Here is a 22,778-nt window from a genome sequence, read left to right as displayed (position 1 = left end):
TGTGCGGAACATCCAGCGGAGGTGAAAACCATGACATGTACGAGCTACAACGAAAGGGAATATCCGGTACGCGTCATCGTTGACCGCGACACCATTGACGATTTGCAGATTCCACCGGGCGGCATCATTGAACTGCGCGAACTGGAAATGAAAGCTGAGAAAAGCGGCACGAAGTAGTGTGTACGCGCAAAAAATCCCGCCTGGCGGCGGGCTTCCTTAGACACGCGAACGGAGAGACTTACTTACAGCGGCACGCCACAATGCTCGATATGTTCAAGCCACTACCATCTGGCAGAAAAGCGACCTCGCCGCGCCATTGCTGCAGCGTCATCACACCTTCGCCGCTGCGGCGTCGTCTTCGCGGAACAGTTTATCGGCCAGGTGGAACGCCGAATTGGCCGCCGGCACGCCGCAATAGATCGCGGTTTGCAGCAGCACTTCCTTGATCTGCTCGCGCGTCACGCCATTGTTCTTCGCAGCGCGCAAATGCAGTGCCAGTTCTTCGCTGCGATTGAGCGCAACCATCATCGCGATGGTCAGCAGGCTGCGCGTGTGACGCGGCAAGCCTTCGCGCGTCCAGATTTCGCCCCATGCATAGCGGGTAATGAAATTCTGGAATTCTTCCGTCAACTCAGTGCGATTTGCGAGCGACCGGTCGACGTGCGCGCTACCCAGCACCGCGCGACGCACTCCGAGTCCGGCTTCGTAACGATCTTCGTCGTTCATTTCTGCTCCGTCAGGAAGTCGAGCACCGTCTTCGTGAAGGCCTCGGCTTTCTCGATGTTGGAAATATGCGCGGCGTCCAGTTCGACGTAACGCGCGCCCGGAATCGCTTGCGCCAGTTCACGGCCCTGTGCCGGTGTCGCGGCCAGATCGTGCGTGCCGCTGATCACCAGAGCGGGCACCTTGATGCCAGAGGCTTCAGGGCGCAGATCGGTGGCGTCGATAGCGTCGCAATTCGATGCGTAGCCTTCCTTGTCGGTGTGCACGAATACATCGCGGATCATTGCAAGCACGACCGGTTCCCGGTCGATATAGTCGGCGGTGAACCAGCGCGGCAGGACCGCATCGGCCAGCGCGAGCATGCCTTCCGTGCGGGCTCTCGCGGCGCGCGGCACCCACACTTCCGGCGAACCGATGCGGGCCGCCGTATTGCACAGCACGACGCGCTCGAGACGATTCGCGTGACGCGCGGCCAGCGCGACGCCGGTGAGGCCGCCCATCGACAGGCCGCAGAAATTCGCGCGCGCGATCTTCAGCGTATCCATCAGGCCGAGCACGTCGCCGGTCAGTTGCTCAATCGTGTACGGGCCCTTGGGCGCTTCCGAGTGACCATGACCGCGCGTGTCGTAGCGCAGCACGCGGAAGTGTTTAGACAGCGCCGCGACTTGCGGCGTCCACATCGACAGATCGCTGCCGAGTGAATTCGACAACACGATCCACGGCGCATTGCCGTGACGGTCACCGTCGATTCGATAATGAAGCTCGGTACCGTTGACTGCGGCGTAGGGCATGCCGGTTACTCCTTGGAAGTGGCGCGCTTGGCGCGCGTGTGATGAAGTGCCAGCGCGGCGTCCACATAAGCGTGCGCCTGGCCGACGTATTGAACAGGGTCGAGCAGCTGCTTCAGGCGCTCGAGCGAAAGATGTTCGGTCACGGCGGGGTCCGCCGAGAGCACGTCGAAAAGCGTCTTGCGCTCGGCGATTGCCGCTTTCGATGCGCGCTCAACCAGATGATGCGCGTCGAGGCGGCCGATGCTGTCGCCGAGTGCGAGCATCACTGCTTCGCCGAGAATCAATCCGTGCGTGACGTCGAGATTCGCGGCAAGACGCGGGACATTCACGTTGAGCCCCTTGGCGATCTGCTCGATGTTCGCGAGCGCGCCGCCAGCAAGGCGCGCGAGATCCGGCAGTGCGTCCCACTCGGCCTGCCAGCCGCCGAGCGCGCGTTCGTGCTCCTGCACCATGCCGGCGAACACCGTGGCCACCAGCCCCGGCGCGCGCGTCGCGGCCGTCAACACCGCGGCGCAGCCGACCGGGTTGCGCTTATGCGGCATCGTCGACGAACCGCCCTTGCCGGCCGCGGCGGGCTCGGCCAGTTCGTCGATTTCGGTTTGCATTTGCAGGGAGATATCGCGCGCGATTTTGCCGAGCGTGCCGATCAGCATGCCGAATAGCGCCGCCGTTTCGGCGATGCGATCGCGTTGCGTGTGCCACGGCAAAGTCGGCACAGTGAGATCGAGTTCTTGAGCCAACGATTGTGTGACTTGCGGCGCCGCGTCGCGCAGGCTCGCCAGCGTGCCTGCCGCGCCGCCGAATTGCAGCACCAGCACGCGAACACGCAATGCATCGAGCCGCTCGCGATGACGCAGCAACGCGTCAAGCCACTGCGCGAATTTCAGGCCGAGGGTGATGGGCAGCGCCTGCTGCAACCACGTGCGACCGATCATCGGCGTCGCGCGATGGGTGGCCGCGAGTTTCGCCAACGCATCGCATGTGGCTTGCAAACCGCTGTCGAGCAGATCGAAGGTGTCGCGCAATTGCAGCACCGTCGCCGTATCGATGATGTCCTGGCTCGTCGCGCCCCAATGGACGTATTTCGACGCTTCCGCGTTGGCCGCTTTGACGCGCGCGGTGAGTTGCTTGACGAGGGGAATGGCGAGGTTGCCACCGAGCGCCGCGTCGCGCGCGAGTGCGTCGGCGTCGAGCTGATCGGCCTGGCAGGCAGCCTCGATCGCAGCCACGGCGGTGTGCGGAATCACGTTATGTGCAGCCGAAGCGCGCGCAAGCGCCGCTTCGACATCGAGCATCCGTTGCAGCGTGGCACGTGGCGCCCAGATGTCGTTCATCGGCTGCGTGCCGCAAAGGAAGGCGGTCAGACGGGCGCTGGAGTCGAGCATGATGGCGTTCGATGAGGAAATCGAAAGTGAAGGTTTCGCCGGGGCGATCCGGATGCGCTGCGAGGCGCGCGCCCAAGCGCTATCTATCGAGAGCGTACAGCACATGGCGTTGCAGCGCAGTGCTCCGAATGCCGCCCCGACGGCGGGCGGGATGCGTCGTGCGCTGAACATCGCCGCGACAACGAGCCGAACGCGACGTGCGCCGAACATTGCCGTGACGGCGGGCAGGATGCGGCGTGCGTCGAACATCGCGGCGACGGTGGGCCGGACATGTCGTATGTGCCGGATACGCCGCACTGCTGTCTATGCGGTACATCGGATGACGCGCAGGACGCGGTGCCTCATGCGCGCTCCGGCCAACGGCACCGGCACGCTGCCGCGGCGCGCGCATTCCGCTTGCCTTGCCAGCGTTTCCGCTTCGCTGCAAGGCCAGCGCGCAGACGCCTGTCGCGTCCGCGTGTGCCTAGGCCGCGCGAGCCGCTTGCGTGCCGTCGATCAGCGGCACGCCGGTCAGTTTGTGCAGCGCGTCGAAGTCGATGTCCGAGAAGATCTCGCGCACCACGAGGCCCTTGTCGGTGACGTCGATCATCGCCAGGTCCGTATAGATGCGGTCGACGCATCCCACGCCCGTGACCGGGTACGTGCATTCCGCCGCAATCTTGCTTTCGCCCTGCTTGGTCAGGTGTTCCATCATCACGTAGACCTGCTTCGCGCCGATCGCCAGATCCATGGCGCCGCCGACTGCCGGAATCGCGTCGGGCGCACCAGTGTGCCAGTTCGCCAGATCGCCCTTCGCTGACACCTGGAATGCGCCGAGCACGCAGAAATCCAGATGGCCGCCGCGCATCATTGCGAACGAATCCGAGTGATGGAAGTAGGCGCCGCCTGTAAGCAGCGTGACGTGCTGCTTGCCGGCGTTGATCAGTTCGTCGTCTTCCTCGCCCTTTGCGGGTGCCGGGCCCATGCCCAGCAGGCCGTTTTCGCTGTGCAGGAAAATTTCCTTGTCGGCGGCCAGGTGATTGGCCACCAGCGTCGGCACACCGATGCCGAGGTTCACGTAAGCGCCTTCAGGGATATCCTGGGCAACGCGCTTGGCCATTTCATCGCGGGTCAGTTTTTTCATGTCGGGTCTCCTCAGGCGGCAGTCGCGGATGCAAGTTCGGCTTGATGCGTAGCTTGCGGCACTTCGATGACGCGTTGCACGAAGATGCCTGGCGTGACGATATTTTCCGGGTCGAGTTCACCGAGCGGCACCACTTTCGACACCTGCACGATGGCCGTTTTCGCCGCGCTCGCCATGATCGGCCCGAAGTTGCGCGCGGTCTTACGATAGACCAGATTGCCCCAACGGTCCCCCTTGAACGCCTTGATCAGCGCGAAGTCCGCATGCAGCGGCGACTCCAGCACATAGTGCTTGCCGTCGATCAGACGGGTTTCCTTGCCTTCAGCGAGTTTGGTGCCGTAACCGGTCGGCGTGAAGAACCCGCCGATGCCTGCGCCTGCTGCCCGGATGCGTTCCGCGAGATTGCCTTGCGGCACCAGTTCGAGCTCAATTTCGCCGGCGCGATAGAGCGCGTCGAACACATACGAATCGGATTGGCGGGGGAACGAGCAGATGATCTTGCGCACGCGTTTGGCTTTAAGCAGCGCCGCGAGGCCGATGTCGCCGTTACCGGCGTTGTTGTTGACGATGGTGAGTTCGCGCGCGCCTTGTTCGATGAGCGCGTCGATCAGCTCGGACGGCATGCCGGCCGTGCCGAAGCCGCCGATCATGACGGTCGCGCCGTCGTGGACATCGGCGACCGCCGACTGAAGTGACTCGAAAATCTTGTTGATCATGTCGAATTTCCTTTTGGGGCGCTGCATACCGTTGGGCCTTTTTGCCTTGGCAGGCAGGGGCTTGTGCGGGACGGTCTCCGGACCTGTGGTGGCGGCGGCTCGCCGGTTGGAGATGCGGGCTGGCGCCTTTGGTTTGTTCGCTGTCGATTTGTTCGATACATGAACATGGATTCGTTTAGCGAACGCTGAGGCGATTATGGTTGCGCTTCGGGCGGGTTGTCAAGGCTGGGGATTCCCCTTAATCATAGGTTTTGGCCTGCCCGGCAGGGGTTCTTTCCCGCAGTGCCGCCCCGAACAGGCGACGCTAATAGGCCGATAAGAAACCAAGGAAAGGCCAACCCCGCAGGCGTACAGACAACAAGCGCCACGCATCCCCCAAACCCCACTATCCAAAACCACGATTATTAGACTACCCTCTATCCAAATACCAAATACTCAAAACCCAAAAGCGCCGCAGGCACAACCCAACATGCCCGACACAAACCTGGATCTAAACCTGATCCCCTATCTGGTAGCAATGGAAGACACCCGTAACGTCAGCCGCGCAGCGGAACAACTCGGCGTCAGCCAACCCCGCGTGAGCACCGCGCTCGGCCGCCTGCGGGAATACTTCGACGATCCGCTCTTCGTTCGAACATCGAAAGGCATGGAGCCCACGCCTCGCGCGCTCGCGATCCTCCCCGCCGCCCGCGACGCGCTTCTCCGTATCGAGAAAGGTATGCTGGACGTGCAGGACTTCGATCCGGCCACCAGCACCCATACCTTCTCCCTCGCGCTCTCCGACGTCGGCGAAATCGTCTTCCTGCCGCGGCTCCTGCAACTCTTCGCTGAACGCGCGCCGCACGCGAACCTGCGCTCGGTATCGCTCCCCCCCTCGCACGTGGAACGCGGACTCGAATCCGGCGACGTCGATCTCGCTGTCGGCTACTTTCCCGATCTGTCGGGCAATAACTTCTTCCAGCAACGGCTCTTCACCCATCGATTCATCTGCCTGATGCGCGCAGGGCACCCGCTTTCGAAAGCGCCGCTCACCCTCCCTCAGTACGTGGCATCGGGCCACGCTGTGGTTCGCGCCGAAGGACGCAGTCAGGAAGTTCTCGAACATTACCTGGAAAAGAAACGAATCAAGCGCCGCGCCGTACTCGAAACGCCGCACTTCATGAGTCTGCCGTTCATCCTCGCGCGCACCGATCTGCTCGCGACCGTGCCGCACGCAATCGGCTTCGCGTACGTGTCGGAGCATGCGTCGATCACGCTGGTCGAGCCGCCGCTGCCGTTGCCGCGCTTCGATCTGCGGCAGCACTGGCATCGCAAGTTTCATAACGATCCGCGGGGGACTTGGCTGCGCGGTATCGTCGCCGAACTCTTCAACGACGATATGGACGAGTGGCCGAAGTAAGCGCGGATCCCGGCCGTCAAAAGGGACATCGACACGATGCGACGCAAAACATGGAACAATGGCCTTACTCATTGAACCCGCGCGCTCCATTTAGCGTCGACGCGCGATCCCGGAGGAGCGACGGATGGTCAGCAGCAAAACAAAGAAAACCAAACCCGCGGCCGCAGTTGACCGCCCCAGCCGCGCAGAAGCTGAAGCAGCGGTACGCGTGCTGCTGCGTTGGGCCGGCGACGATCCCGAGCGCGAAGGGCTGCTCGATACGCCATCTCGCGTGGTGCGCTCCTACGAGGAGTTTTACGCAGGCTATCAGGTCGATCCGCGCGAGATCCTCGCCCGCACCTTCTCCGAAGTGGATGGCTACGACGAAATGATCGTGCTGAAAGATATCCGCTTCGAGAGCTATTGCGAACACCACATGGTGCCGATCATCGGGCGGGCGCACGTTGCCTATCTGCCCGAGCATCGGGTGGTCGGCATTTCAAAGCTGGCGCGCCTCGTCGATGCGTTCGCCAAGCGTCTGCAGATTCAGGAAAAGATGACGGTGCAGATTGCCGATACGTTGAACGAAGTGCTGCAACCGGCAGGCGTCGGCGTGATTCTCGAAGCCGCGCATCAATGCATGTCCACACGGGGCGTGCACAAGGCCGGTGTCACGATGGTCACCTCGCGCATGCTGGGCACGTTCCGCACCGATCCGTCGACGCGGCGCGAGTTTTTGTCGATCGTGGGTAATCCTGGTGTGGTGGCGGTCGCGAATACCTGAATAGCGATTCAAGCCGTGCTGTGCGCAGTACGCATCTGGCCGAAGGTAGCCAGCAACACCGCGCCAAGCACGCATGCGACACCCGCAAGCTGCGCCGCACTCACCGGCTCCCGCAACACGACCGCGGCCAACGCCACCGCGCTCACCGGCACGAGCGCGGTCATGAGTCCGGCTTCGGCGCCGCTGATGCGCGCAGCGCCTGCATACCAGAGAACGAAGCCCGCCACGGTCGGCACGAGCGCGTAATACAGCACACCGGCCAAGGCGCCTGCATTGAACGGCACACGCCAGGGGCTTTCGAAGCATGCCGGCACGATCGCTACCGCGAAACCGACGCCGCACATCAACGCCGACAGTGGCAGTGGCGCGACCGGCGTGCGCAACTTGCGATTGAGCAAGATGAAAAGTGCCTCGCAGACGATCGCTGCGAACACCAGGGCATTACCTGCCAGCGAACTGCCCGCATGCGGTGCGGTGAAATCGTCGATACGCACGGTACACACCAGCACGCCCAAGGTGGCAAGAACGATCGCACCGATCAACGCGGGCGCGGGGCGCTCGCCCAGCGCGAGCATCGCAACCACGGCCGACACAGCCGGCAGGGTGCCGGCAATCACGCCTGCATCGGCGGCCGATGCGAGCTTCATGCCGCTAATGAGCAACACCGTATAACCGACGCTGCCCGCCCCCGCCTGGGCGATCACGAGCCACGTATCGTGCCGATCGAGACGTGGCCAGCGCACGCCGCGCCAGCGCATCACCAGCACGAACAGGGGAAACGCGATGGCAAAACGCAATGCGGTCGCGCTGAACGGCGGCAATCCGGTTGCGATCGATTTGCTGACGACAACCGTGCTGCCGACCCCGATCATCGCCAGTGCGCAAAACACATATCCGACATACCGTGAATTCATGCTGCTGTCCTATTCCTTTGAACTAGCAGGCAGATTAGGCGCGGCACGTGCGTGCGGTCTTGAACGAAATTGCAGGGAAAGAGCCGGCCAACGGCTCGCGGTGTACCGACAACTTCACGAAATACTGACGCGAATCCGGCTGACGGCCGGGTGGAACCGGTGGGCGCTGCAGGGCGGCCCATCGGGTATCCTGATCGACATGGAATGCCGCGCGAGGCACGGACAAACGAAGCAATCGGATGAGTAGGCAAACGCTTCAGGAACACACTTTGCAGCCCAGAAAAACCCGCTCCCGCCGCCGCGCGGCGCAATCGCAATAACAGGAGTCCCGCAATTGGTAGAGTTTCCGTCGTCGGCGGTTTCAACCTGGGGCAGCACAGTCGTATTCCTCAACGTGCTGTTGACACGCCTCGGCCTGCCAATTCCCGCGGTCCCCATGCTCCTCTTCGCGGGTTCGGCGATTGCCGCCGGCACGCTGTCTTTCTGGCCGATCCTGTTCGCCGCCGTGTTCGGCGCAGTCATCGGCGACGGCGCGTGGTTCACCGCCGGCCGTATCTACGGCCGTAAACTGATCGCAGTTTTAGGCCGGGTCTCCCCGGCAGTCGATTCCAAAGTCGACATGGCGCGCTCGCTATTCGAGCGCTTCGGCGTTGCCCTCGTATCGATCTCGAAGTTCGTCCCCGGACTGGGACTCATCACCCCGCCGCTCATGGGCACGACGGGCGTGGATGCCCGCATTTATGCGGCGTGGGATCTCGCCAGCGCGCTCGCGTGGGCCACCTTCTGGCTGCTCGGCGGCGCCGCAGCGGAAACACAATTGCACATGCTGATCGCCTTCGTCAAAGCACGCGGCGGCACGGTGATCGACATTCTGCTGGCCGCGGCGTTGGCCTATCTGGTGTACCGCCTGCAGCAGCGGCGCCGCGAACGACGCCGTTTCGCGGACACCGCCTCCGCTGCATCGCGAGCGGCACCCGGCGGATGGCGCCGCATCACGCCCCCCAAGGTCCTGGATGCCCGCCCAGCTTCGGCTGATGAAGCGCTGCGCCCCATTCCCGGCGCGCTGGCGCTCGACCCGCACTCGCCTGAACAAATCGACGGCGCCCTGCTCGTCCATGACATGGTGATTTACTGCATTTGCCCGGATAGCGCGACCGCCGTCGAGATCACGCAACGCATGCGCCTGAACGGATACACGCGGATTCGCGCGCTGCGGGGCGGCCTCGACGCCTGGCAAAGGCGCGGGTTTCCCGTCGAACCGCCAGCGGTGACGGACGAATCGACCACCCGCAAACGCAACCCGGAGCCCTACGGCGAAGCACACGGCGCTGTGACGCTGCGCGGGTTCGCCCCTCGGCGCAGCTAGAGCGCAGGGGCTAGCCCCGAATGGTCACCCCGGGTTGGCGACGAAAAGTCGTCGCATGCAAGAGCGTTGCCGTCAATCGATGTGCTTATTCGGGCCGGTTCGCTCAAACGTGCAGCCGGCCCTTAAGCCGCATCACATTTTTCGCAGCAGTCCCGCCGCCGCGCGCATTCGGCGTTTGCGCTCGTTCCTGAGCCAATGAAGCGCTGCATCGGTGTCGCTGGATCCGGCCAGCAGACCCATATTGTCCCGCAGCAGCATCTCGCTTGCGACGATATCGTTCAGCGCACCGAAACGCTTCTGAATCTGTATCAAGCGCTTCAGGATACGTTTGTGGCTGCCGCTCAGAACCGGTTCGAAAAACTCGAGCAGGTAGCGCAATTTTTTTCCCGACTTCCTGACGTCATGAAATGCGGCGTAGTTGGAGCGCTTCGCGTGAGACGCGCGTTTTATGCGCTTTTTCAACGAACGTTCGGAAGTTGCCACGCGCCGGTCGGCGAATTTTTGCAACGACACGCGCTCATGGGCCGTGTTCAATTCCTTATTCGCGCGGGTCAGGGCGTCTTGCAGCAGTTGTTTGACGTCCGCGTTCGAAAGCGTTTCGCGGCTCGTCGCCAACGCGCCGCCGCGCGCCTCCACGAGTTTGGGTGTCATCTTGCGCGCAACGCTCTCGTCCTGCGCAATCAGTTCGATCAGAATGTCCCAATCGCGCGTCTTGCCGGCTGCCGTCGCCAGGTATTTATACAGCGCCCGCTGGCGCGTATTCTCGCCTTTGTCCAGCAAGGGTTCGAACGCCCACCACAACGAGCGCAACCGCCGCAGCGATACGCGTAGTGCGTGCAACGGTTCGGGCGAAGCGTCGTCGTGCACCGCATTGGCGCATTCGATCGCGTGATCGACGAGAGGTGCAGCAAAGGACGCGAAAGCCGACTCCGCCGAGGGCTCGGCGCCGGCCGGTTTACTATCCGCAGCCCGTTTGTCGATTTTCCGGCTCTCCCGCTTCATCGGACGTCCTTCACAAAACCCTCCTGGCACAGTAGCAAAAAAAGGTCCGGGTGGATATCGGCTGGTCATCCGTACCCACTGTGCATAGAATGCATGAGACGGTGCATCGGGAATTCGCTTTGCGTGCGTCGCAATCCTTCACAAGAGGTAACGGCTACCACAGTCTCGCGAACCTGAACGCGCCGGTGTGCGGCTGATCAACTGCGCATTCGCCCAGCGCGGCCGGGTCAAGCACATATAGTTCGTTTCGGACCGCTTATCATCAGGACCCGTCAGACACCCCCTGGCATCGGGCGCACGGGCAATCTCCGCGCGCCTCCCCGCGAACACCCGTCCCGCATAACTGTCACGCCATTGTCATCATTACGACATACAGGCCACGCAGGATCGGAAGTTCCGCTACAAACAATGAGGCTTACGCCATGCCGGAACTTTCGTACCCACAACCGGACGCTGCAAGCGGAAAGGGGCGCAATATTGGCCTCATCGTTTTTTTCGCCGTGATTGCGATCGGCGCTGCTTATTGCGCGATGCATCTGGCAACCGATTTACAAGCCGTTCGCGAACCTTCGTTTTTGCCCTACCTGCTGCTCGGCATTGCGCTCGTGATCGCGCTCGGCTTCGAATTCGTCAACGGCTTTCATGACACGGCCAACGCGGTCGCGACCGTGATCTACACGCATTCGCTCGCGCCGAACGTTGCGGTGCTCTGGTCCGGCGGATGGAATTTTCTCGGCGTGCTGACTTCAACGGGCGCAGTGGCATTCGGCGTTCTGCAGTTGCTACCCGTCGAACTGATTCTGCAAGTGGGCAGCAGCGCCGGCTTCGCGATGGTCTTCGCGTTGCTGATCGCCGCGATCATCTGGAATCTGGGCACCTGGTTTTTCGGACTGCCGTCGTCGAGTTCGCATACGCTGATTGGCTCGATCATCGGCGTAGGGCTGATGAATCAGCTGATGCACGGCGCAAACGGCACGAGCGGCGTGGATTGGAATCAGGCGCTTGGCGTGGGCAAGTCGTTGCTATTTTCGCCGGTGGTCGGCTTTATCGCCTCCGGTTTGCTGCTGCTGATCCTGAAGGCCGTCGTGCGGGTTCCCGCGCTGTATGCCGAGCCTAAGGGCAAGAAGCCGCCGCCGTTCTGGATTCGCAGCCTGCTGATTCTGACCTGTACAGGCGTCTCGTTCGCGCACGGTTCGAACGACGGGCAGAAAGGCATGGGCCTCATCATGCTGATCCTGATCGGTACGGTGCCGACGGCGTACGCGTTGAACAAGGCAGTCACACCGGCGGAGACGCAGACTTACCTCGCGGTCGCGCAACAGGCCTCGGCCACGCTCGCCAAGTACGCCCAGGGCGCGGCGCCGTCTACCAATCCGCGCGGCGATGTCGAGGCGTATGTGCGCACCCGCCAGTTGACGCCCGCCACCTTGCCGGCCTTGCAGCAACTGACCAATCTGATCGGCCAACAGGTCAGCGCGTCGGGGTCGATGGCAGCCGTGCCGCAAAACATCGTCGATAACGTGCGCAACAATATGTATGTCGCGTCCGAAGCTATTCGCCTGATGGAGAAGAGCAAACAGCCAGCCTTCTCGCCGGAGGACGCCAAAGCGATCGACAACTTCAAGGCGCAAACCGATCACGCGACAAAATTCATCCCGACGTGGGTCAAGGTCGCGGTCGCTATCGCCCTGGGCCTCGGCACGATGGTCGGATGGAAGCGCATCGTCGTCACGGTCGGCGAGAAGATTGGCAAGCAGCATCTGACCTATGGACAGGGCGCATCGGCTGAAGTGGTCGCGATGCTGACGATCGGCGCGGCCGACATGTATGGTTTGCCGGTCTCGACGACGCATGTGCTGGCGTCAGGCGTAGCCGGCACGATGGCGGCCAACGGTTCGGGCTTGCAATGGTCTACCGTGCGCAGCCTGATCCTTGCCTGGGTGCTGACGCTACCGGTTTCAATCGCGCTGTCCGCGGCCCTGTACTGGATGTTCCGGATGGTGTTCTGAAACGGCAGGAACCGCGCTGGCGCCGGGCGTAAGTCCGGCCGCCGCGAAAGTAAAAAAAGCGCGGTTTCTGCCGCGCTTTTTTCATTCCACCGAGCCGAAACCGCTCAATACACGTCAGGCACGATCATATTTATGATCCTCCAAACCCTTTACCACAAACACTTCGATGGATTCTCATGTTGTCAGATACCGTGGCGGATACCGTTGAAACTGATTGACACATGCCCGCCGGCCGCCTATGCTTAATTTACCGCTGAGACAACAGCGGTCGGGCGTGAGAACCCGAATGTCTACAGGCGGACGACCGCCGCTGTGCGGTTTTTTTTACGTCCGTACGTCTCCGCTCGCCCCTTCAATGGTGGGCTCGGACGGGGCCAGCTTCGGCTGGGCCGGTTTCCTGTAGGCCGGTTTCTCACCCCCGTTCGCGCCTGCCACCCTCATGTGAGAATGAGGCGCAGGCCTTCAACCTACAGGAGGCCGCACCATGAAAAACCCGAATCCCGCATATCCGCACCTTTCATCCCTTGGCCTGTCCGAAGCCATCCCAACTGAAAGCGCTAAACGCGACGAGCGCGAGCTGGAAATAGAGATCGTAAGGGATCAAAAGGCCCGATACTACGGATCCCGTGCTCAACTGGAAGATGAAGGAATAGTCCCCGAAGGGACTGAATGGCCAAGCGGCAGAGAAAGCTTGCGCTGGTACGTGGGTGAATTGGAGTTTTGGCTGCGCCGCTGCCGCCCTCGAGACATGAAGGGACCGGCGAAACTTTGGATGGAAGGCGACTTTTGGTTTTTGCATATCAGCCGGTTCGGCGAAGGCTGCACCGATTGGGATGTCCGGCGCCATCAGCGAGCCCTCAAGGAAGCGATTTATTGGGCCAGTGAGCAAGGCAGACACCACGCCATGGACACAATAGAGCGATCGATCGAGGCTGACGCCGATCAGGACTTTCAGGCCTTCATGGCCAAGTTGTCGACACTGACGCCGCCTGAACGTCGGCCGCGCTAGATCGCCGGGCGCTGTTATATCTGGAGAGCCGAATGGTCCGCTTTGTCACGATCAACAAATTCTGCGATATGACCGGCTACACGCGCCGCGCTGTCGAGGGGAAGCGCCAGACTGGCGCGTGGACCGAAGGCGGCGTCATCGTCAAGGCTCCAGACGGTCACATCCTCATTGATATCGAGGAGTTTGAACGGTGGGCATTGTCAGGCCAGGAGCCCCAGAAGGCTCCCGGTCGTCCCATGAAATCACCTATGCGGCCGGATTTCGGGCCACCGCCGCAGCGACGGAAGTGCAGTCCCCGATCGCCCAAACTGGACACTTGAAGTCCGCAGCGATTGGGCCGGACGGAACTCTCCCTAATGTCGCCGGCGCGCCTGAAGGACGCAAGTCGCCGTTTCTGTGCTAGTCGTGAAGGTCGCCTGCGCTACGAGATAGACCGTCGTTGTAGCCGAAAACAGCTTTTGGAGGGGTGGAATGGCCACGCCAATCGATTCGTTGATCGACGATGACCCGTTATAGAACTCGCCCAAGTAGGGAGCCGCCGGCAACGTCGCGGATGTCGTGCTGAATCCGGCCATGTGGACCGACGTCGAAGTGGTCGCGTTGCCATTGAACATAATCGACCCGAACACATCCCAATCGCCGGCCGTCAGACTCATGCTGGTGCAATTCGCTGGCGTCGCGCTGGTCAGAGAGACGGTCGTTCCGACTGCCGGCGTCGGGTACTCCGCTACGCTTCCGGCTGGAGCTGCCGTCCCGCTTGACACGCCGATGATGTTCGGCGTGGTGATCGTTGGCGAGACACTGTAGACCAGCGCCCCGCTTCCCGTCTCATCCGAGATCACGCCGGCCAATTGCGCAGAGGTCGTCGCTGCGAACTGCGCGAGCGTGCCGGTTGTGGTTGCCGAGCTGGTATAGCAAGTGAATCCAGTTCCGCTTGTGTATTGAAGCGCACTGGACGACGTGCTGCAGCTCGGCATGCTGAACGCGGCAGGAGCAGCAGACGAGCCGGTCGCGTTCGCCAGCACGGTGTTTGCTGCAGTATTTGCCAGCGACACCGTTACGTTGCCCGTTGCGCCGCTCACGCCGATGCCGGTACCGGCTACCAGTCCGGTCACGGACGCAGGCAGAGAAGACCACCCTGGCGCGCTGCTTGCGCCGGTCGACGTAATCACCTGCCCGCTCGTTGAGCCGGCCGGGTTCAGCATCTGGATCGGACTGAGGGTGGTCGCGGTGGCGACCAGACTCAGAAAAGCGAAGGTTGTTGCGACGATAAGCCGTTTCATATTTTGTATTCCTAAGAAATTGAAGCGACGTTCAACGTCGGGATCGAACTATACGTGATCGACAGGGAATCTCCTGGCGAAAGCATCACTGACGAGTTAGTTGCCAAGCTACCGCACAGCGTCGCACCCCGGAAGTACGAAAGATTCCCTACCGTTCCGCCGCTGACGAACGCCTTCTGATCCATGCCGGTGTTGTTCGTATAGGTGAACGGGCTGGCACCAACCGAAATGTTATTCACGTAGGACGGCCCGAAATACCAGCGCTGCTGCTGAGCCTGCCAGCACTTGCCGAACGCCGATTTCGTGCCGCTGTCCGTGATCTGCAGGTTACCGCTAAGCCCGCGGCCGAAGATGATCCCGCCGATGTAATTGCCGGTCCCGGCATCGATCGCGACCTGATCATGTTCGCCACCAATCAGGCGGTTACCGACCGAGCCCGCAACAAAGCGGAAGCCGCCAGTAGCGCCACCGGATCCTGTGTCAATGGCGAACTCGTTATAGCTGCCTGCACAGTTCACGTCCATCGACGTGTTCTGCTCGAAGTCCATGCCGTAGAACTTGTTGTTCAATGCGGCAGTGGTGAGCTGCATCCCGTAAATGGTGTTGTATTCCGAGTAGCCGCCAAGGAATGTATTGCCGAGCGTCGACGCGACGTAAATGCCGATCTGCGTAGAATCGATGGCACATTTAAAGGTGCAGTACGCCGTCTGGGCACCCGGTGCGCTCTGGTCGATCGAAACGCCGGTTAGCGGAGGGGTACCCGAATACCACCCGCCTGTGCGCTCCGTATTGGTCGTGACGAGATCGAAGTCGGAGGTCACGCAGCCGAGCACCTGGAATCCGGCTGAAGCGACGCCTGCGCCCCAGCAGCGTGCGACCACCTTGCAACGGTAAAGGTTCCGGATGTACGCCCCATCCAATGCGGTCGAAGGCGCTTCGATGATGAAGCCCTTACCCTGACCGAACGTCATCCCCCAGACGTTGTTGCCGAGCCCAGCGTCAAGCGTGATAGCGTTGCCCGTCCCGGTGTAACGCAGATGCACCTCGCCGTCGTTCACAATCATTGCGCCGCTGATCGCGAAGTTCGGGAAGGCCGCTGCAGCGCACACGCCCGCCGGGAAAGTCAGCTTCCGCTTGAAAACGCCGGCGGTACCGAGCCACGCCGCGGCAGCGGCGAGCGGTGCCGACTGGTCAACGAGAGCCGTCCCGGCGCGCCAGTCAGCGATCTGCGCGGTAGTCATGAAGTCGAACATGCTCACGCCATCCGTGAGCTTGTCCTGTACTGTGCGGACGACCGCTCCGGTTACGGATTGGACGAAACCGACCAGAGCCGCGCCCGCAGACGATGCGAGCTGGCCTATCTGTGCGAAGAAGCTGAGCGTGTCGGCCGCCAACATCGGGACGCCTACCGACGACGCCGCCGGCACCATCAACGACATCGTCGTACCGCCGACGATATACACCTTGTTCACGCCCTGCGGAATTGCAGATGTGAAAATGATCTGGTTTCCAACGATGGCGTACTGATCGGTTCCCTGATATTCGGTATCGAAATGCACATCGACGTTCGCGGGAGCGCCGTATGACTGCGACAGCGTCAGCGTTGTGGTTACGTTCGGCGTGAAATTAACGTTTGCAACGAACGGCCCTTCGCTCGTCAGAGCCCCTGCGCCGATGGCGGCGGGGAGCGGCAACGAGATAGGCAGACCGTTTTGGTCAAAACCCAGCACGGAATTCTTGCGTTGCGCGGCCACCGGGATCGTCCCGGAAAGATTGCTTTCCTGAAACGGAAGCGACAGCGACACCGGCAACTGGTTCTGATCAGGCTGAAGCGCCAGAATGTCCAACGTGCGCTGATTTGCCAGCATCGCTGCGTCGACCATCGTTTCAACGGTTTTCGCCGGGAACGGATCATTCGGTGCGATAACGGTCTTCTGCAGCGTGCTCGGATTGCGCAGCAACGTGATCGTCGCGCCGATCGCGGGTGGCGTCGCAAAGGCAACCTGACCGCCGACCGTGGGCAGGGACGCGTTGCTCGCACCGGTCGTCGTGAACCCACTCGTCATCTGGACGTTGTTGACCCAGACTTCAATATCCGCATTGTTCTGAAACAGGTATGGGAACGGGAAAATCACCGATGCGCCGTCGCCCGTATAAGAGATCCGACTTGCTGAAGTTGTTACGGCCATTTCGTTATCCTAAATATATCGACGGCGTTGCCGTTCACTGAATCGATCAGCGCCCTGACTAGCCCGCTACGTTAGACGGAATTCCCACCGCCCATCCCGACACACCTGATGCACCCGCGACGAGCAACGATACCTTGCCAGCGGGGGCCATGAAGTTCGCCGTGCCGTTCGCGGTGATGCTGATCGGCGTGATGGTCTTCTCGTTCTGCAGCGTGTACCAGTTGCCGTCCGGACCCATCTGCTGCAGCCTCACCGTACCGCTTGACCAGCTCGCCGCGGAGACCGCCAGCATCCCCTCACCGCCCGGCCAATCCATTGCTGGACCCTGTCCGGCAGACAGGCCAGTCCCTAACGCGAGCTGAATCCGGCGTGCCATGGTCAAGCCTCCTGCGCGGTCTGCGCGTCAATGCGTCTGAATTCGGCATGCACCAGCGACACGGCCAGAAGGTCGAAGGCCTGCCGCGCTGCCTCGTCCTGTAACTCGACGCGTGATTCCTGGTGCACTTTGATAAGGCGCTGCTTGCGCGTCGCAGTTGGATAGCCGTAGTGGTCGGACCTCGCGACAGTCGCATTCACCCGATGCACGAACGTGGACTCATAGAAGCGGCGAGCAGCCACCTCGGCCTGTGTCGGAATGAGATCGCTCATCATGTCCCGCCCATCGTCATCGCCGGCTCCATCGGCGGCGTAGGCACCGGCGGCGGAAGCGCCTGATGGAAGTCGAGCACCAAGGGCTCGCCAGTCTTCGGGTCGAGCGCGTACTTGCCACCCACGCGGAATGCGTACTTACCGTCGCCGATGTTGTCGTACTGATAGCGCGACGCGTCAAAGCCTGCATCCTTCTTCAGGCCTGCGGCGTCGAGCGTCGCCTGCGCGCGCGCCGGGAACTGGTCGGCGAAGGCCTGCTGATCCATGCCCCACGGCACCAAGAGATTCGACTTATTGCCATAGGAACCCACTGGCACAATGCCGCCGCCGGTCACCGCAGCAATGGCATTTGCCACGCGGCCATGGTCTTCGCTGGCCTTTTCAAACGTGATGCCGTTGTGCACGGCATCGGCCGTCAGGTAGTCACGCACCGCCTGATAGGTCTCGTCGTTCGCTTTGGCGCCATATGGCCCACTGAGATTCTTGAACGCGTTTCCCATCTGGTCGTTATAGGCCAGCCGCAACGTCGTATCGTCCAGCTTCGTAGGAGACTGCGTGCCGGCGGCCACTCCGCCTGCGTGTGTGCCCCTCCAGATGCTCTCGCCTTCGAGGATCTGCTCACCGATCGAAGGCCCGCTCATTGGCGTCCCATTTACAATCACCGCCCCAGGCGCCGCGGACACGTTCCCCGCGAATCCAACCATCGGCGCATTCTTGCTGATCTGCGCGACTGCGACACCGTACGCATCGTTGTCGGTCAAGCCCTTGCGCATGGTGTTCAGGATGGCAACCTGTTGTTGCGGCGGCGAACTCGACATCGTGGCCGACAAACTCTGCGCTTCCGCATTCTCGAAAACGGCGCCGGCCGTGCCGTATTTACTCGACATCATCGCCCCGACGGCCTGACGGTTCGCGAGCTCGGTGGCCGCCTGCTGCGGATTGTTCCAGTTAATCGGTGACGTCTTGGCGAGTCCCTTATACCCAGCAAACCCGATCGGATCGTTCTCGCGCATTTTGTTGGTCTGGTCGATCGCAGTCGCCAACGAGAGATAGTTTTTCTGCGCTTCGGCGTATCCGGCGTCGGTCGAACTGACCTTCGGCGCGCTGGCCGCCAGAACGGCCTGTTGCTGGTCAGGGGGAAGCGAGGCCACTTTCGCGATGTTCGCGCCCAGGTTCAGGGTGCCAATGTACTTCTGATACAAAGCCGGACCCTCAGCGCCATGCGCCGCGATGAAGTCTGTCAGATGCAGCGGATTTTGCGGCGGGTTACCTGTCATTGCCGCAGCTTCATGATCCTGCATCTGCTGGTCGACAGCGACCCGCGCCTGCGACTGCACCTGATGGCTTGCTTCGACTGCCCGGTTACTCCATGACAGCAGCTCGGCGGGCGTCATGTTATCGACCGCCGAATTCCCCGTTGCTCCGCCCTGCGGTGTCGCCGGTGCGCCCCCCACTGATGGCGGCGTAAGATTCACCGCGCTTGCACTTGCATTCAGACGACCGGTCACCTGGCTGACGTAACCATTCGTGTCCGGATCGTTCGGATGCAGCGGATCGTGGAAGTTGTTGATCGATCCATCCGGGTTGACGGCCTTCGCGCCGGAATACCAGACCGCGGCGATCTTTGCCGGATCGTTCTGATAGGTCGCACCGAGGCTCTTCAGGTACTGCAGGGATCCGTTCAGGTTGTCGGCGGGGTTTGCCCAGCTCAGGTTAGACGCAATGATCCCCTGCTTCTGCGCCGTCGCGAACGTCGACTGTGTGATCTGCAACGGCCCCAGCGCGCCCGAGCTGTTCGGCGTATTCGCAGCCGGGTTCGTCCCGCTTGACGACTCCTGCTGGTACATCGAACGTGCAATGCCGGCGAGTTGTCCCGAGACACCAGTCGCTTGCATCGCCCCCTCAAAGCCTTGATCGACTGTTGGGCCGGCACCAGACGTCGGCGCGATCAGTGGTTGTCCGTATAAGCGGGTCTGCAGCAGCTTGTTCGCCGCAACAGGGTCCTGCTGGATCAGGCGTTGTGCAGCAGCACCAGAAAAGGCGGTGCGCGCTGCCTCGTCGAGCTTTGCCCCTTCGATCGGCCCCAGCGCAGGCTTCGTGGCGTTGTACGAATCCATCGCCTGATCGTAGTTCAGCGTGCCGTTGAAGATACCCGCTGACATCTGCGTTACGCTCGCATTCGCGGCGTTCGCGCGGTTCGACATCGTGGCCTGATGCTCGAACTGCATCGCCTGAGAGGCGAAATTTTGCCGCAGGTTAATGAAATGGTCCGTAACCATCTGACGCGCAAGCGGATCGGTCACTCCGCTGATCGTTGCCTGCGCGTACTTGTCGAAGTTGGTCAGGACGTTTGGCGTGAAATTCGGTGCACCCGGCGCAGCGGCATCCTGCTGGCTCTGCATGTAGCCCGTCATGTCCTGCGTTGCCTGACCAATTACCGTTCCGGCGGCGACCCGCGCGCGCTGCTCGTTCTGCTCGCCGAGAATCTTCTCCGCGGTCTTGCCCTGCATCTGCAGGGCTTCGCTGAACAGCCTGCCACCCTGGGCGAGGCTTCCCACGGCTTGCCCAGTAGCGTCCGAAAACACGCCTCCCTGAGCCTGCTGCGGATCATAGTTCCCTGTCGCGCCGACCTGCTGGTCATAAATCGGGATCTGCGGCATGAATTAGGTATCCTGAACGTTAATGCCAAACGGTTTGATCACATCTTCCCGGGGCAGCACACGGCCGTCGTCGTCAACGTATCGGCCGTTCAGATCTATTTTGCGCCTCTCCCACTTCGGCGGCGGTTCGGGCACGTACTTGTATGCATCCAGATAGCCACCGGCAGGCGGTCGCGGGTCGTCTGATGCCTTGGCGACTTCCTGTGGTGTCGGAGCCGGTGTGGGCGTTCTGCGCACCACGCTGGAGGGTTTGTCGCGCAGATCCAGAATGACCAGCCACGCGGCGGCGTCCACGCCCAAATCCTCACGACATGTGCTGGCCTCGTCGTCGTCCGGCGAGTTGAAAACGCGTGCGGCAAAGACACCTTCGTCCACGTGTTCAAGAGCGACAAAATGCCTCGCAATAAAAGACGGCGTAAGTTCCATCACTCACCTTCCGCCTGAACAATCATGGCGCGCACGTCCTTCGGGATCTTTTCGCCCTTCGCCGTGTAAAGATCCTTCAACATCTTGATCACGCCGTAGAGCTCCATGAATTGCAACTCGGCCTTCAGGTACTCCAACGTGCGCTTCGCGTCGTCAAATGTAATCAAGCCTCGGGCGGCGGCCTGGCGCACAACCATGGCGGCGTCCTGCGCAGTCGGAGCTTCGCTCAACCCAGGAATCGCCACCTTGGGCTCAACCGGGCGCTTGGCCGCGATGCCGCGCTCGAGCAGTAAGCGTTGCGCCGCGACCTCTCCGGCCGCCGCAGCTTTGATGGTCGCGTCGATGACCTTCGTCAGGCTGCGATTAATCTTGCGCTGCACCGCAGGGTTCTCGCCATCCGTCGACGTCGGCCGTATCACTTGACCATCCGGCCCGCGTGGCAAAGGCGGGCGGCCATTCTTGCGCGGTTGAGCCTCGGTCGTTTGCATCTCAGTTCCCCTTTCGTGTCACGCGGCCGTCGCGGTGATACACCGTTCCATCCTGGTGCTGGATCGATGCAAGACCGCGGTTCGCATGGAACATCACTATCATCTCTGGCACGGTTGGATCACGATCGCGCTCGCGCTTCGCCGCCAGCTGCTCGGCGGCTTCGAGTTCATCGAGATAGCACTGGTTGACGATACGCAGTCCCATAGCGCCACCTCGGGTTCAAGCCGGTTACAGATAGGCATCAGCAGCCGCATCGCGGCAGCGGCTGATCTGGCCTGTGCTGTGAATCCAGCGGCCGTCTGAAAGCTGCATCGACGTGCATCCCGGATTGGCGGCGAACTGCGCCAGCGCAGCGACCAGCTCGCGCTCAAGCTCGCTCGCCTTTCCCTCGCTCGCAGCCCGTTTTGCATTGGCCAGCTCAAGTTCACATTCATTCATTTCGCATCCCAAAATATCGTGGATAGATGTCGCCTCAGATGCAGTCCGCTATGCTACTTGAGCAGGCGGTCCGCGTGCTCGGCCACCTGGCGGACGATGCTGTAATCCCACTCGGCTCCGCTGCGAACCAACGCATCCAGGATCCCCGGGTGCGACTTCGCGACATGTCCAAGCAGTCTGCTCGCTTTCGCCATCATCGCCGGAGCGCGGTCGCCGTACTGTGCCTGAAACTTGGCGTCCGTCTCGCGAGCCATCAACTCAATCTGATCGGGTGTCAGACGCTGCGCCGCAACCTGGCTGATCCGCTGAAATATCGACTGGGCGATCCCAACTGGCATGTTGGCCGCGCGAAACGCCTCGCTCGCCAGTTGCATCTCATCGAAGCTCGGCGGCAGCGCCGTATTGTTCGGCAGCCGGTAATCGGCAGCGTTGGCCGGTGCGCTAAGCGCGGCCGGCAACTCATTCCACATCGGGTCAGCAGCGGCATGCGCGTTCGACGTCACAGCCTGCCCAGCATCAGCCAGATCGCTCGCGATCATGGCATCGGCCTGCGCCTGCGTTAGCTTGCCAGCAGCCACCAGAGCCTGCGCCATCGCGGCTTCGCCTGTTAGCTCAACAGCTTTATCGGCGACCGGCTGGCGTGCCAGATACTCGTCGAGACTTTCTCCGTGGGGTGCCGGAGCTACCTGCTCGGGCGTGACGGCTTGTGTGTTCGGCTCCATCGCTTAGCCCCTGTGCTGAAACAGCGTGACCAAATCGTCCCTCAGGCGCTCGACTAGACTCGCATCCTGGCTGGCGACGAACGCCGACACCGCGGCCTCACCAAACTTCCCGTTCGTAGCCCCAAAGAGGCATCGGGCCACCAGTGCCCGAATTGCCATCTCGCTGAACGAATGCGGACGGTGGTTGGGCTTCACAGGCACACTTGAAAACAACGCCTCAGCGCCGAACAGCACGTCCGTGTAGCTCTGCGCCAGCTCACCAATAGCCGCTTGAAGTCGTTGGACACGGCGCACATGCTCGTCGCGCACGTCATCGGCTGCTGCCCATCGGGCCTTCGAATCATCTAGCGTGGCCTCGGCTTCGCGCTCGGCAATCTCAGCGCGGCAAGCCTTCAGCATGTCGCTCAGCATCTGGCGTTCGACCGATTCGTCGGTCAGGGCTGACACGTCGGGCTTGCCCGGCTTGCCAGCAACCAGCGCGCTCATTGCGTTGGCCAGAGCCTGATCGTATGCCGCATTCTCCGCCTCGGTAGAGCGCTCCATATCGGACAGCAACTGCGCCTCCACCTTGCGAAGATCGTCCAGCGTACGCGGCTTCTTCCTGAAAATGCCCTTGAGATCCACGCCAACCTCCAATGCTTCGTTATCCAAATTACTTTTTCGAACACTACCACAGGTTTTATCGAATTCTTCAGTACTTATTTGAAGCGCTTTCAATCCCCA

24 protein-coding genes are annotated in these 22,778 nt (G+C 61.6%); 6 read left to right on the top strand and 18 right to left on the bottom strand.

What is annotated here, in order from left to right; all coding sequences use genetic code 11:
- Positions 1-330: 330 nt before the first annotated feature.
- The 5 genes from pcaC to KHO31_RS34115 form a co-directional block, all read right to left on the bottom strand.
- Positions 331-726: a 4-carboxymuconolactone decarboxylase gene (pcaC, locus tag KHO31_RS34135; protein ID WP_201077488.1), complete on the bottom strand. Its 396-nt coding sequence runs from the start codon at positions 724-726 to the stop codon at positions 331-333.
- On the bottom strand, positions 723-1,514 hold the full coding sequence (gene pcaD / locus KHO31_RS34130; RefSeq protein WP_201077486.1) for a 3-oxoadipate enol-lactonase: 792 nt from the start codon (positions 1,512-1,514) through the stop codon (positions 723-725). The genes pcaC and pcaD overlap by 4 nt, the downstream gene beginning before the upstream one ends.
- 5 nt (positions 1,515-1,519) lie before the next feature.
- Positions 1,520-2,899, bottom strand: coding sequence for a 3-carboxy-cis,cis-muconate cycloisomerase (locus KHO31_RS34125; protein WP_211625397.1), 1,380 nt, complete (start codon positions 2,897-2,899; stop codon positions 1,520-1,522).
- A gap of 463 nt (positions 2,900-3,362) precedes the next feature.
- The gene (locus tag KHO31_RS34120) at positions 3,363-4,022 is read right to left on the bottom strand and encodes a 3-oxoacid CoA-transferase subunit B (RefSeq protein WP_201077485.1); all 660 of its coding nucleotides are present in this window, start codon (positions 4,020-4,022) and stop codon (positions 3,363-3,365) included.
- 11 nt (positions 4,023-4,033) lie between these two features.
- Complete coding sequence (locus KHO31_RS34115) at positions 4,034-4,738, bottom strand: 3-oxoacid CoA-transferase subunit A (RefSeq protein ID WP_201077483.1); 705 nt, start codon at positions 4,736-4,738, stop codon at positions 4,034-4,036.
- A gap of 469 nt (positions 4,739-5,207) precedes the next feature.
- Here KHO31_RS34115 and KHO31_RS34110 point away from each other — a divergent pair, with 469 nt between their 5' ends.
- Complete coding sequence (locus tag KHO31_RS34110) at positions 5,208-6,137, top strand: LysR family transcriptional regulator (RefSeq protein ID WP_201084986.1); 930 nt, start codon at positions 5,208-5,210, stop codon at positions 6,135-6,137.
- Between the two features lie 124 nt (positions 6,138-6,261).
- The gene (gene folE / locus KHO31_RS34105) at positions 6,262-6,900 is read left to right on the top strand and encodes a GTP cyclohydrolase I FolE (protein WP_201077479.1); all 639 of its coding nucleotides are present in this window, start codon (positions 6,262-6,264) and stop codon (positions 6,898-6,900) included.
- Between the two features lie 8 nt (positions 6,901-6,908).
- Here the strand turns inward: folE and KHO31_RS34100 are convergent, their stop codons facing one another.
- Entirely contained in the window at positions 6,909-7,814 is a 906-nt protein-coding gene (locus KHO31_RS34100) for a DMT family transporter (protein WP_201077477.1), read from the bottom strand.
- Positions 7,815-8,148: 334 nt separating this feature from the next.
- Between KHO31_RS34100 and KHO31_RS34095 the strand changes: the two genes are divergently transcribed.
- Positions 8,149-9,180, top strand: coding sequence for a VTT domain-containing protein (locus KHO31_RS34095; protein ID WP_201077476.1), 1,032 nt, complete (start codon positions 8,149-8,151; stop codon positions 9,178-9,180).
- Positions 9,181-9,312: 132 nt separating this feature from the next.
- On the opposite strand, the gene KHO31_RS34090 is transcribed toward KHO31_RS34095, so the two are convergent.
- Positions 9,313-10,182, bottom strand: a complete 870-nt coding sequence (locus KHO31_RS34090; RefSeq protein ID WP_201077475.1) for a CHAD domain-containing protein — start codon at positions 10,180-10,182, stop codon at positions 9,313-9,315.
- A 422-nt stretch (positions 10,183-10,604) separates the two neighbouring features.
- On the opposite strand from KHO31_RS34090, the gene KHO31_RS34085 reads away from it, so the two are divergent.
- The 3 genes from KHO31_RS34085 to KHO31_RS34075 all read left to right on the top strand — a co-directional run bounded on the left by KHO31_RS34085 (position 10,605) and on the right by KHO31_RS34075 (position 13,520).
- Positions 10,605-12,191 (top strand): inorganic phosphate transporter, encoded by a 1,587-nt coding sequence (locus tag KHO31_RS34085; protein ID WP_201077474.1) that lies wholly within the window; start codon positions 10,605-10,607, stop codon positions 12,189-12,191.
- Between the two features lie 484 nt (positions 12,192-12,675).
- Positions 12,676-13,200: a hypothetical protein gene (locus tag KHO31_RS34080; RefSeq protein ID WP_211625395.1), complete on the top strand. Its 525-nt coding sequence runs from the start codon at positions 12,676-12,678 to the stop codon at positions 13,198-13,200.
- Between the two features lie 32 nt (positions 13,201-13,232).
- On the top strand, positions 13,233-13,520 hold the full coding sequence (locus KHO31_RS34075; protein WP_211625393.1) for an excisionase: 288 nt from the start codon (positions 13,233-13,235) through the stop codon (positions 13,518-13,520).
- A gap of 33 nt (positions 13,521-13,553) precedes the next feature.
- Here the strand turns inward: KHO31_RS34075 and KHO31_RS34070 are convergent, their stop codons facing one another.
- Genes KHO31_RS34070 through KHO31_RS34020 form a run of 11 tightly spaced genes read right to left on the bottom strand, consistent with a single transcriptional unit; the run spans position 13,554 to position 22,772 of the window.
- On the bottom strand, positions 13,554-14,483 hold the full coding sequence (locus KHO31_RS34070; RefSeq protein WP_211625391.1) for a hypothetical protein: 930 nt from the start codon (positions 14,481-14,483) through the stop codon (positions 13,554-13,556).
- An 11-nt stretch (positions 14,484-14,494) separates the two neighbouring features.
- Entirely contained in the window at positions 14,495-16,672 is a 2,178-nt protein-coding gene (locus KHO31_RS34065; RefSeq protein WP_211625389.1) for a hypothetical protein, read from the bottom strand.
- A gap of 58 nt (positions 16,673-16,730) precedes the next feature.
- Positions 16,731-17,048 carry a hypothetical protein gene (locus tag KHO31_RS34060; protein WP_211625386.1) on the bottom strand — a complete coding sequence of 106 codons (318 nt, stop codon included), beginning with the start codon at positions 17,046-17,048 and terminating at the stop codon, positions 16,731-16,733.
- A gap of 2 nt (positions 17,049-17,050) precedes the next feature.
- Positions 17,051-17,323 carry a hypothetical protein gene (locus tag KHO31_RS34055; RefSeq protein WP_211625385.1) on the bottom strand — a complete coding sequence of 91 codons (273 nt, stop codon included), beginning with the start codon at positions 17,321-17,323 and terminating at the stop codon, positions 17,051-17,053.
- The gene (locus tag KHO31_RS34050; protein WP_211625382.1) at positions 17,320-19,980 is read right to left on the bottom strand and encodes a transglycosylase SLT domain-containing protein; all 2,661 of its coding nucleotides are present in this window, start codon (positions 19,978-19,980) and stop codon (positions 17,320-17,322) included. Before KHO31_RS34050 ends, KHO31_RS34055 begins: the two co-directional genes overlap by 4 nt.
- 3 nt (positions 19,981-19,983) lie before the next feature.
- A complete protein-coding gene (locus KHO31_RS34045; RefSeq protein WP_211625380.1) occupies positions 19,984-20,406 on the bottom strand; it encodes a hypothetical protein in 423 nt (140 codons plus the stop codon).
- Positions 20,406-20,894 (bottom strand): hypothetical protein, encoded by a 489-nt coding sequence (locus KHO31_RS34040; protein WP_211625379.1) that lies wholly within the window; start codon positions 20,892-20,894, stop codon positions 20,406-20,408. Before KHO31_RS34040 ends, KHO31_RS34045 begins: the two co-directional genes overlap by 1 nt.
- Position 20,895: 1 nt before the next feature.
- A complete protein-coding gene (locus KHO31_RS34035; RefSeq protein ID WP_211625377.1) occupies positions 20,896-21,099 on the bottom strand; it encodes a hypothetical protein in 204 nt (67 codons plus the stop codon).
- Positions 21,100-21,123: 24 nt separating this feature from the next.
- The gene (locus tag KHO31_RS34030; RefSeq protein WP_211625375.1) at positions 21,124-21,333 is read right to left on the bottom strand and encodes a hypothetical protein; all 210 of its coding nucleotides are present in this window, start codon (positions 21,331-21,333) and stop codon (positions 21,124-21,126) included.
- A 53-nt stretch (positions 21,334-21,386) separates the two neighbouring features.
- Positions 21,387-22,055 (bottom strand): hypothetical protein, encoded by a 669-nt coding sequence (locus tag KHO31_RS34025; protein WP_211625373.1) that lies wholly within the window; start codon positions 22,053-22,055, stop codon positions 21,387-21,389.
- Between the two features lie 3 nt (positions 22,056-22,058).
- Positions 22,059-22,772: a hypothetical protein gene (locus tag KHO31_RS34020; RefSeq protein ID WP_211625371.1), complete on the bottom strand. Its 714-nt coding sequence runs from the start codon at positions 22,770-22,772 to the stop codon at positions 22,059-22,061.
- Between the last annotated feature and the right edge of the window lie 6 nt (positions 22,773-22,778).

It is taken from the genome of Paraburkholderia domus, from assembly GCF_905220705.1.
Classification (GTDB): Bacteria; Pseudomonadota; Gammaproteobacteria; order Burkholderiales; family Burkholderiaceae; genus Paraburkholderia; species Paraburkholderia domus.
This window is presented reverse-complemented; position numbering and strand designations above follow the sequence as displayed.

Coding starts and splice junctions, on each gene's coding strand:
- pcaC (WP_201077488.1), bottom strand. CDS start 726: ATGAACGACGAAGATCGTTACGAAGCCGGACTCGGAGTGCGTCGCGCG.
- pcaD (WP_201077486.1), bottom strand. CDS start 1,514: ATGCCCTACGCCGCAGTCAACGGTACCGAGCTTCATTATCGAATCGAC.
- KHO31_RS34125 (WP_211625397.1), bottom strand. CDS start 2,899: ATGCTCGACTCCAGCGCCCGTCTGACCGCCTTCCTTTGCGGCACGCAG.
- KHO31_RS34120 (WP_201077485.1), bottom strand. CDS start 4,022: ATGAAAAAACTGACCCGCGATGAAATGGCCAAGCGCGTTGCCCAGGAT.
- KHO31_RS34115 (WP_201077483.1), bottom strand. CDS start 4,738: ATGATCAACAAGATTTTCGAGTCACTTCAGTCGGCGGTCGCCGATGTC.
- KHO31_RS34110 (WP_201084986.1), top strand. CDS start 5,208: ATGCCCGACACAAACCTGGATCTAAACCTGATCCCCTATCTGGTAGCA.
- folE (WP_201077479.1), top strand. CDS start 6,262: ATGGTCAGCAGCAAAACAAAGAAAACCAAACCCGCGGCCGCAGTTGAC.
- KHO31_RS34100 (WP_201077477.1), bottom strand. CDS start 7,814: ATGAATTCACGGTATGTCGGATATGTGTTTTGCGCACTGGCGATGATC.
- KHO31_RS34090 (WP_201077475.1), bottom strand. CDS start 10,182: ATGAAGCGGGAGAGCCGGAAAATCGACAAACGGGCTGCGGATAGTAAA.
- KHO31_RS34085 (WP_201077474.1), top strand. CDS start 10,605: ATGCCGGAACTTTCGTACCCACAACCGGACGCTGCAAGCGGAAAGGGG.
- KHO31_RS34080 (WP_211625395.1), top strand. CDS start 12,676: ATGAAAAACCCGAATCCCGCATATCCGCACCTTTCATCCCTTGGCCTG.
- KHO31_RS34075 (WP_211625393.1), top strand. CDS start 13,233: ATGGTCCGCTTTGTCACGATCAACAAATTCTGCGATATGACCGGCTAC.
- KHO31_RS34070 (WP_211625391.1), bottom strand. CDS start 14,483: ATGAAACGGCTTATCGTCGCAACAACCTTCGCTTTTCTGAGTCTGGTC.
- KHO31_RS34065 (WP_211625389.1), bottom strand. CDS start 16,672: ATGGCCGTAACAACTTCAGCAAGTCGGATCTCTTATACGGGCGACGGC.
- KHO31_RS34060 (WP_211625386.1), bottom strand. CDS start 17,048: ATGGCACGCCGGATTCAGCTCGCGTTAGGGACTGGCCTGTCTGCCGGA.
- KHO31_RS34055 (WP_211625385.1), bottom strand. CDS start 17,323: ATGATGAGCGATCTCATTCCGACACAGGCCGAGGTGGCTGCTCGCCGC.
- KHO31_RS34050 (WP_211625382.1), bottom strand. CDS start 19,980: ATGCCGCAGATCCCGATTTATGACCAGCAGGTCGGCGCGACAGGGAAC.
- KHO31_RS34045 (WP_211625380.1), bottom strand. CDS start 20,406: ATGGAACTTACGCCGTCTTTTATTGCGAGGCATTTTGTCGCTCTTGAA.
- KHO31_RS34040 (WP_211625379.1), bottom strand. CDS start 20,894: ATGCAAACGACCGAGGCTCAACCGCGCAAGAATGGCCGCCCGCCTTTG.
- KHO31_RS34035 (WP_211625377.1), bottom strand. CDS start 21,099: ATGGGACTGCGTATCGTCAACCAGTGCTATCTCGATGAACTCGAAGCC.
- KHO31_RS34030 (WP_211625375.1), bottom strand. CDS start 21,333: ATGAATGAATGTGAACTTGAGCTGGCCAATGCAAAACGGGCTGCGAGC.
- KHO31_RS34025 (WP_211625373.1), bottom strand. CDS start 22,055: ATGGAGCCGAACACACAAGCCGTCACGCCCGAGCAGGTAGCTCCGGCA.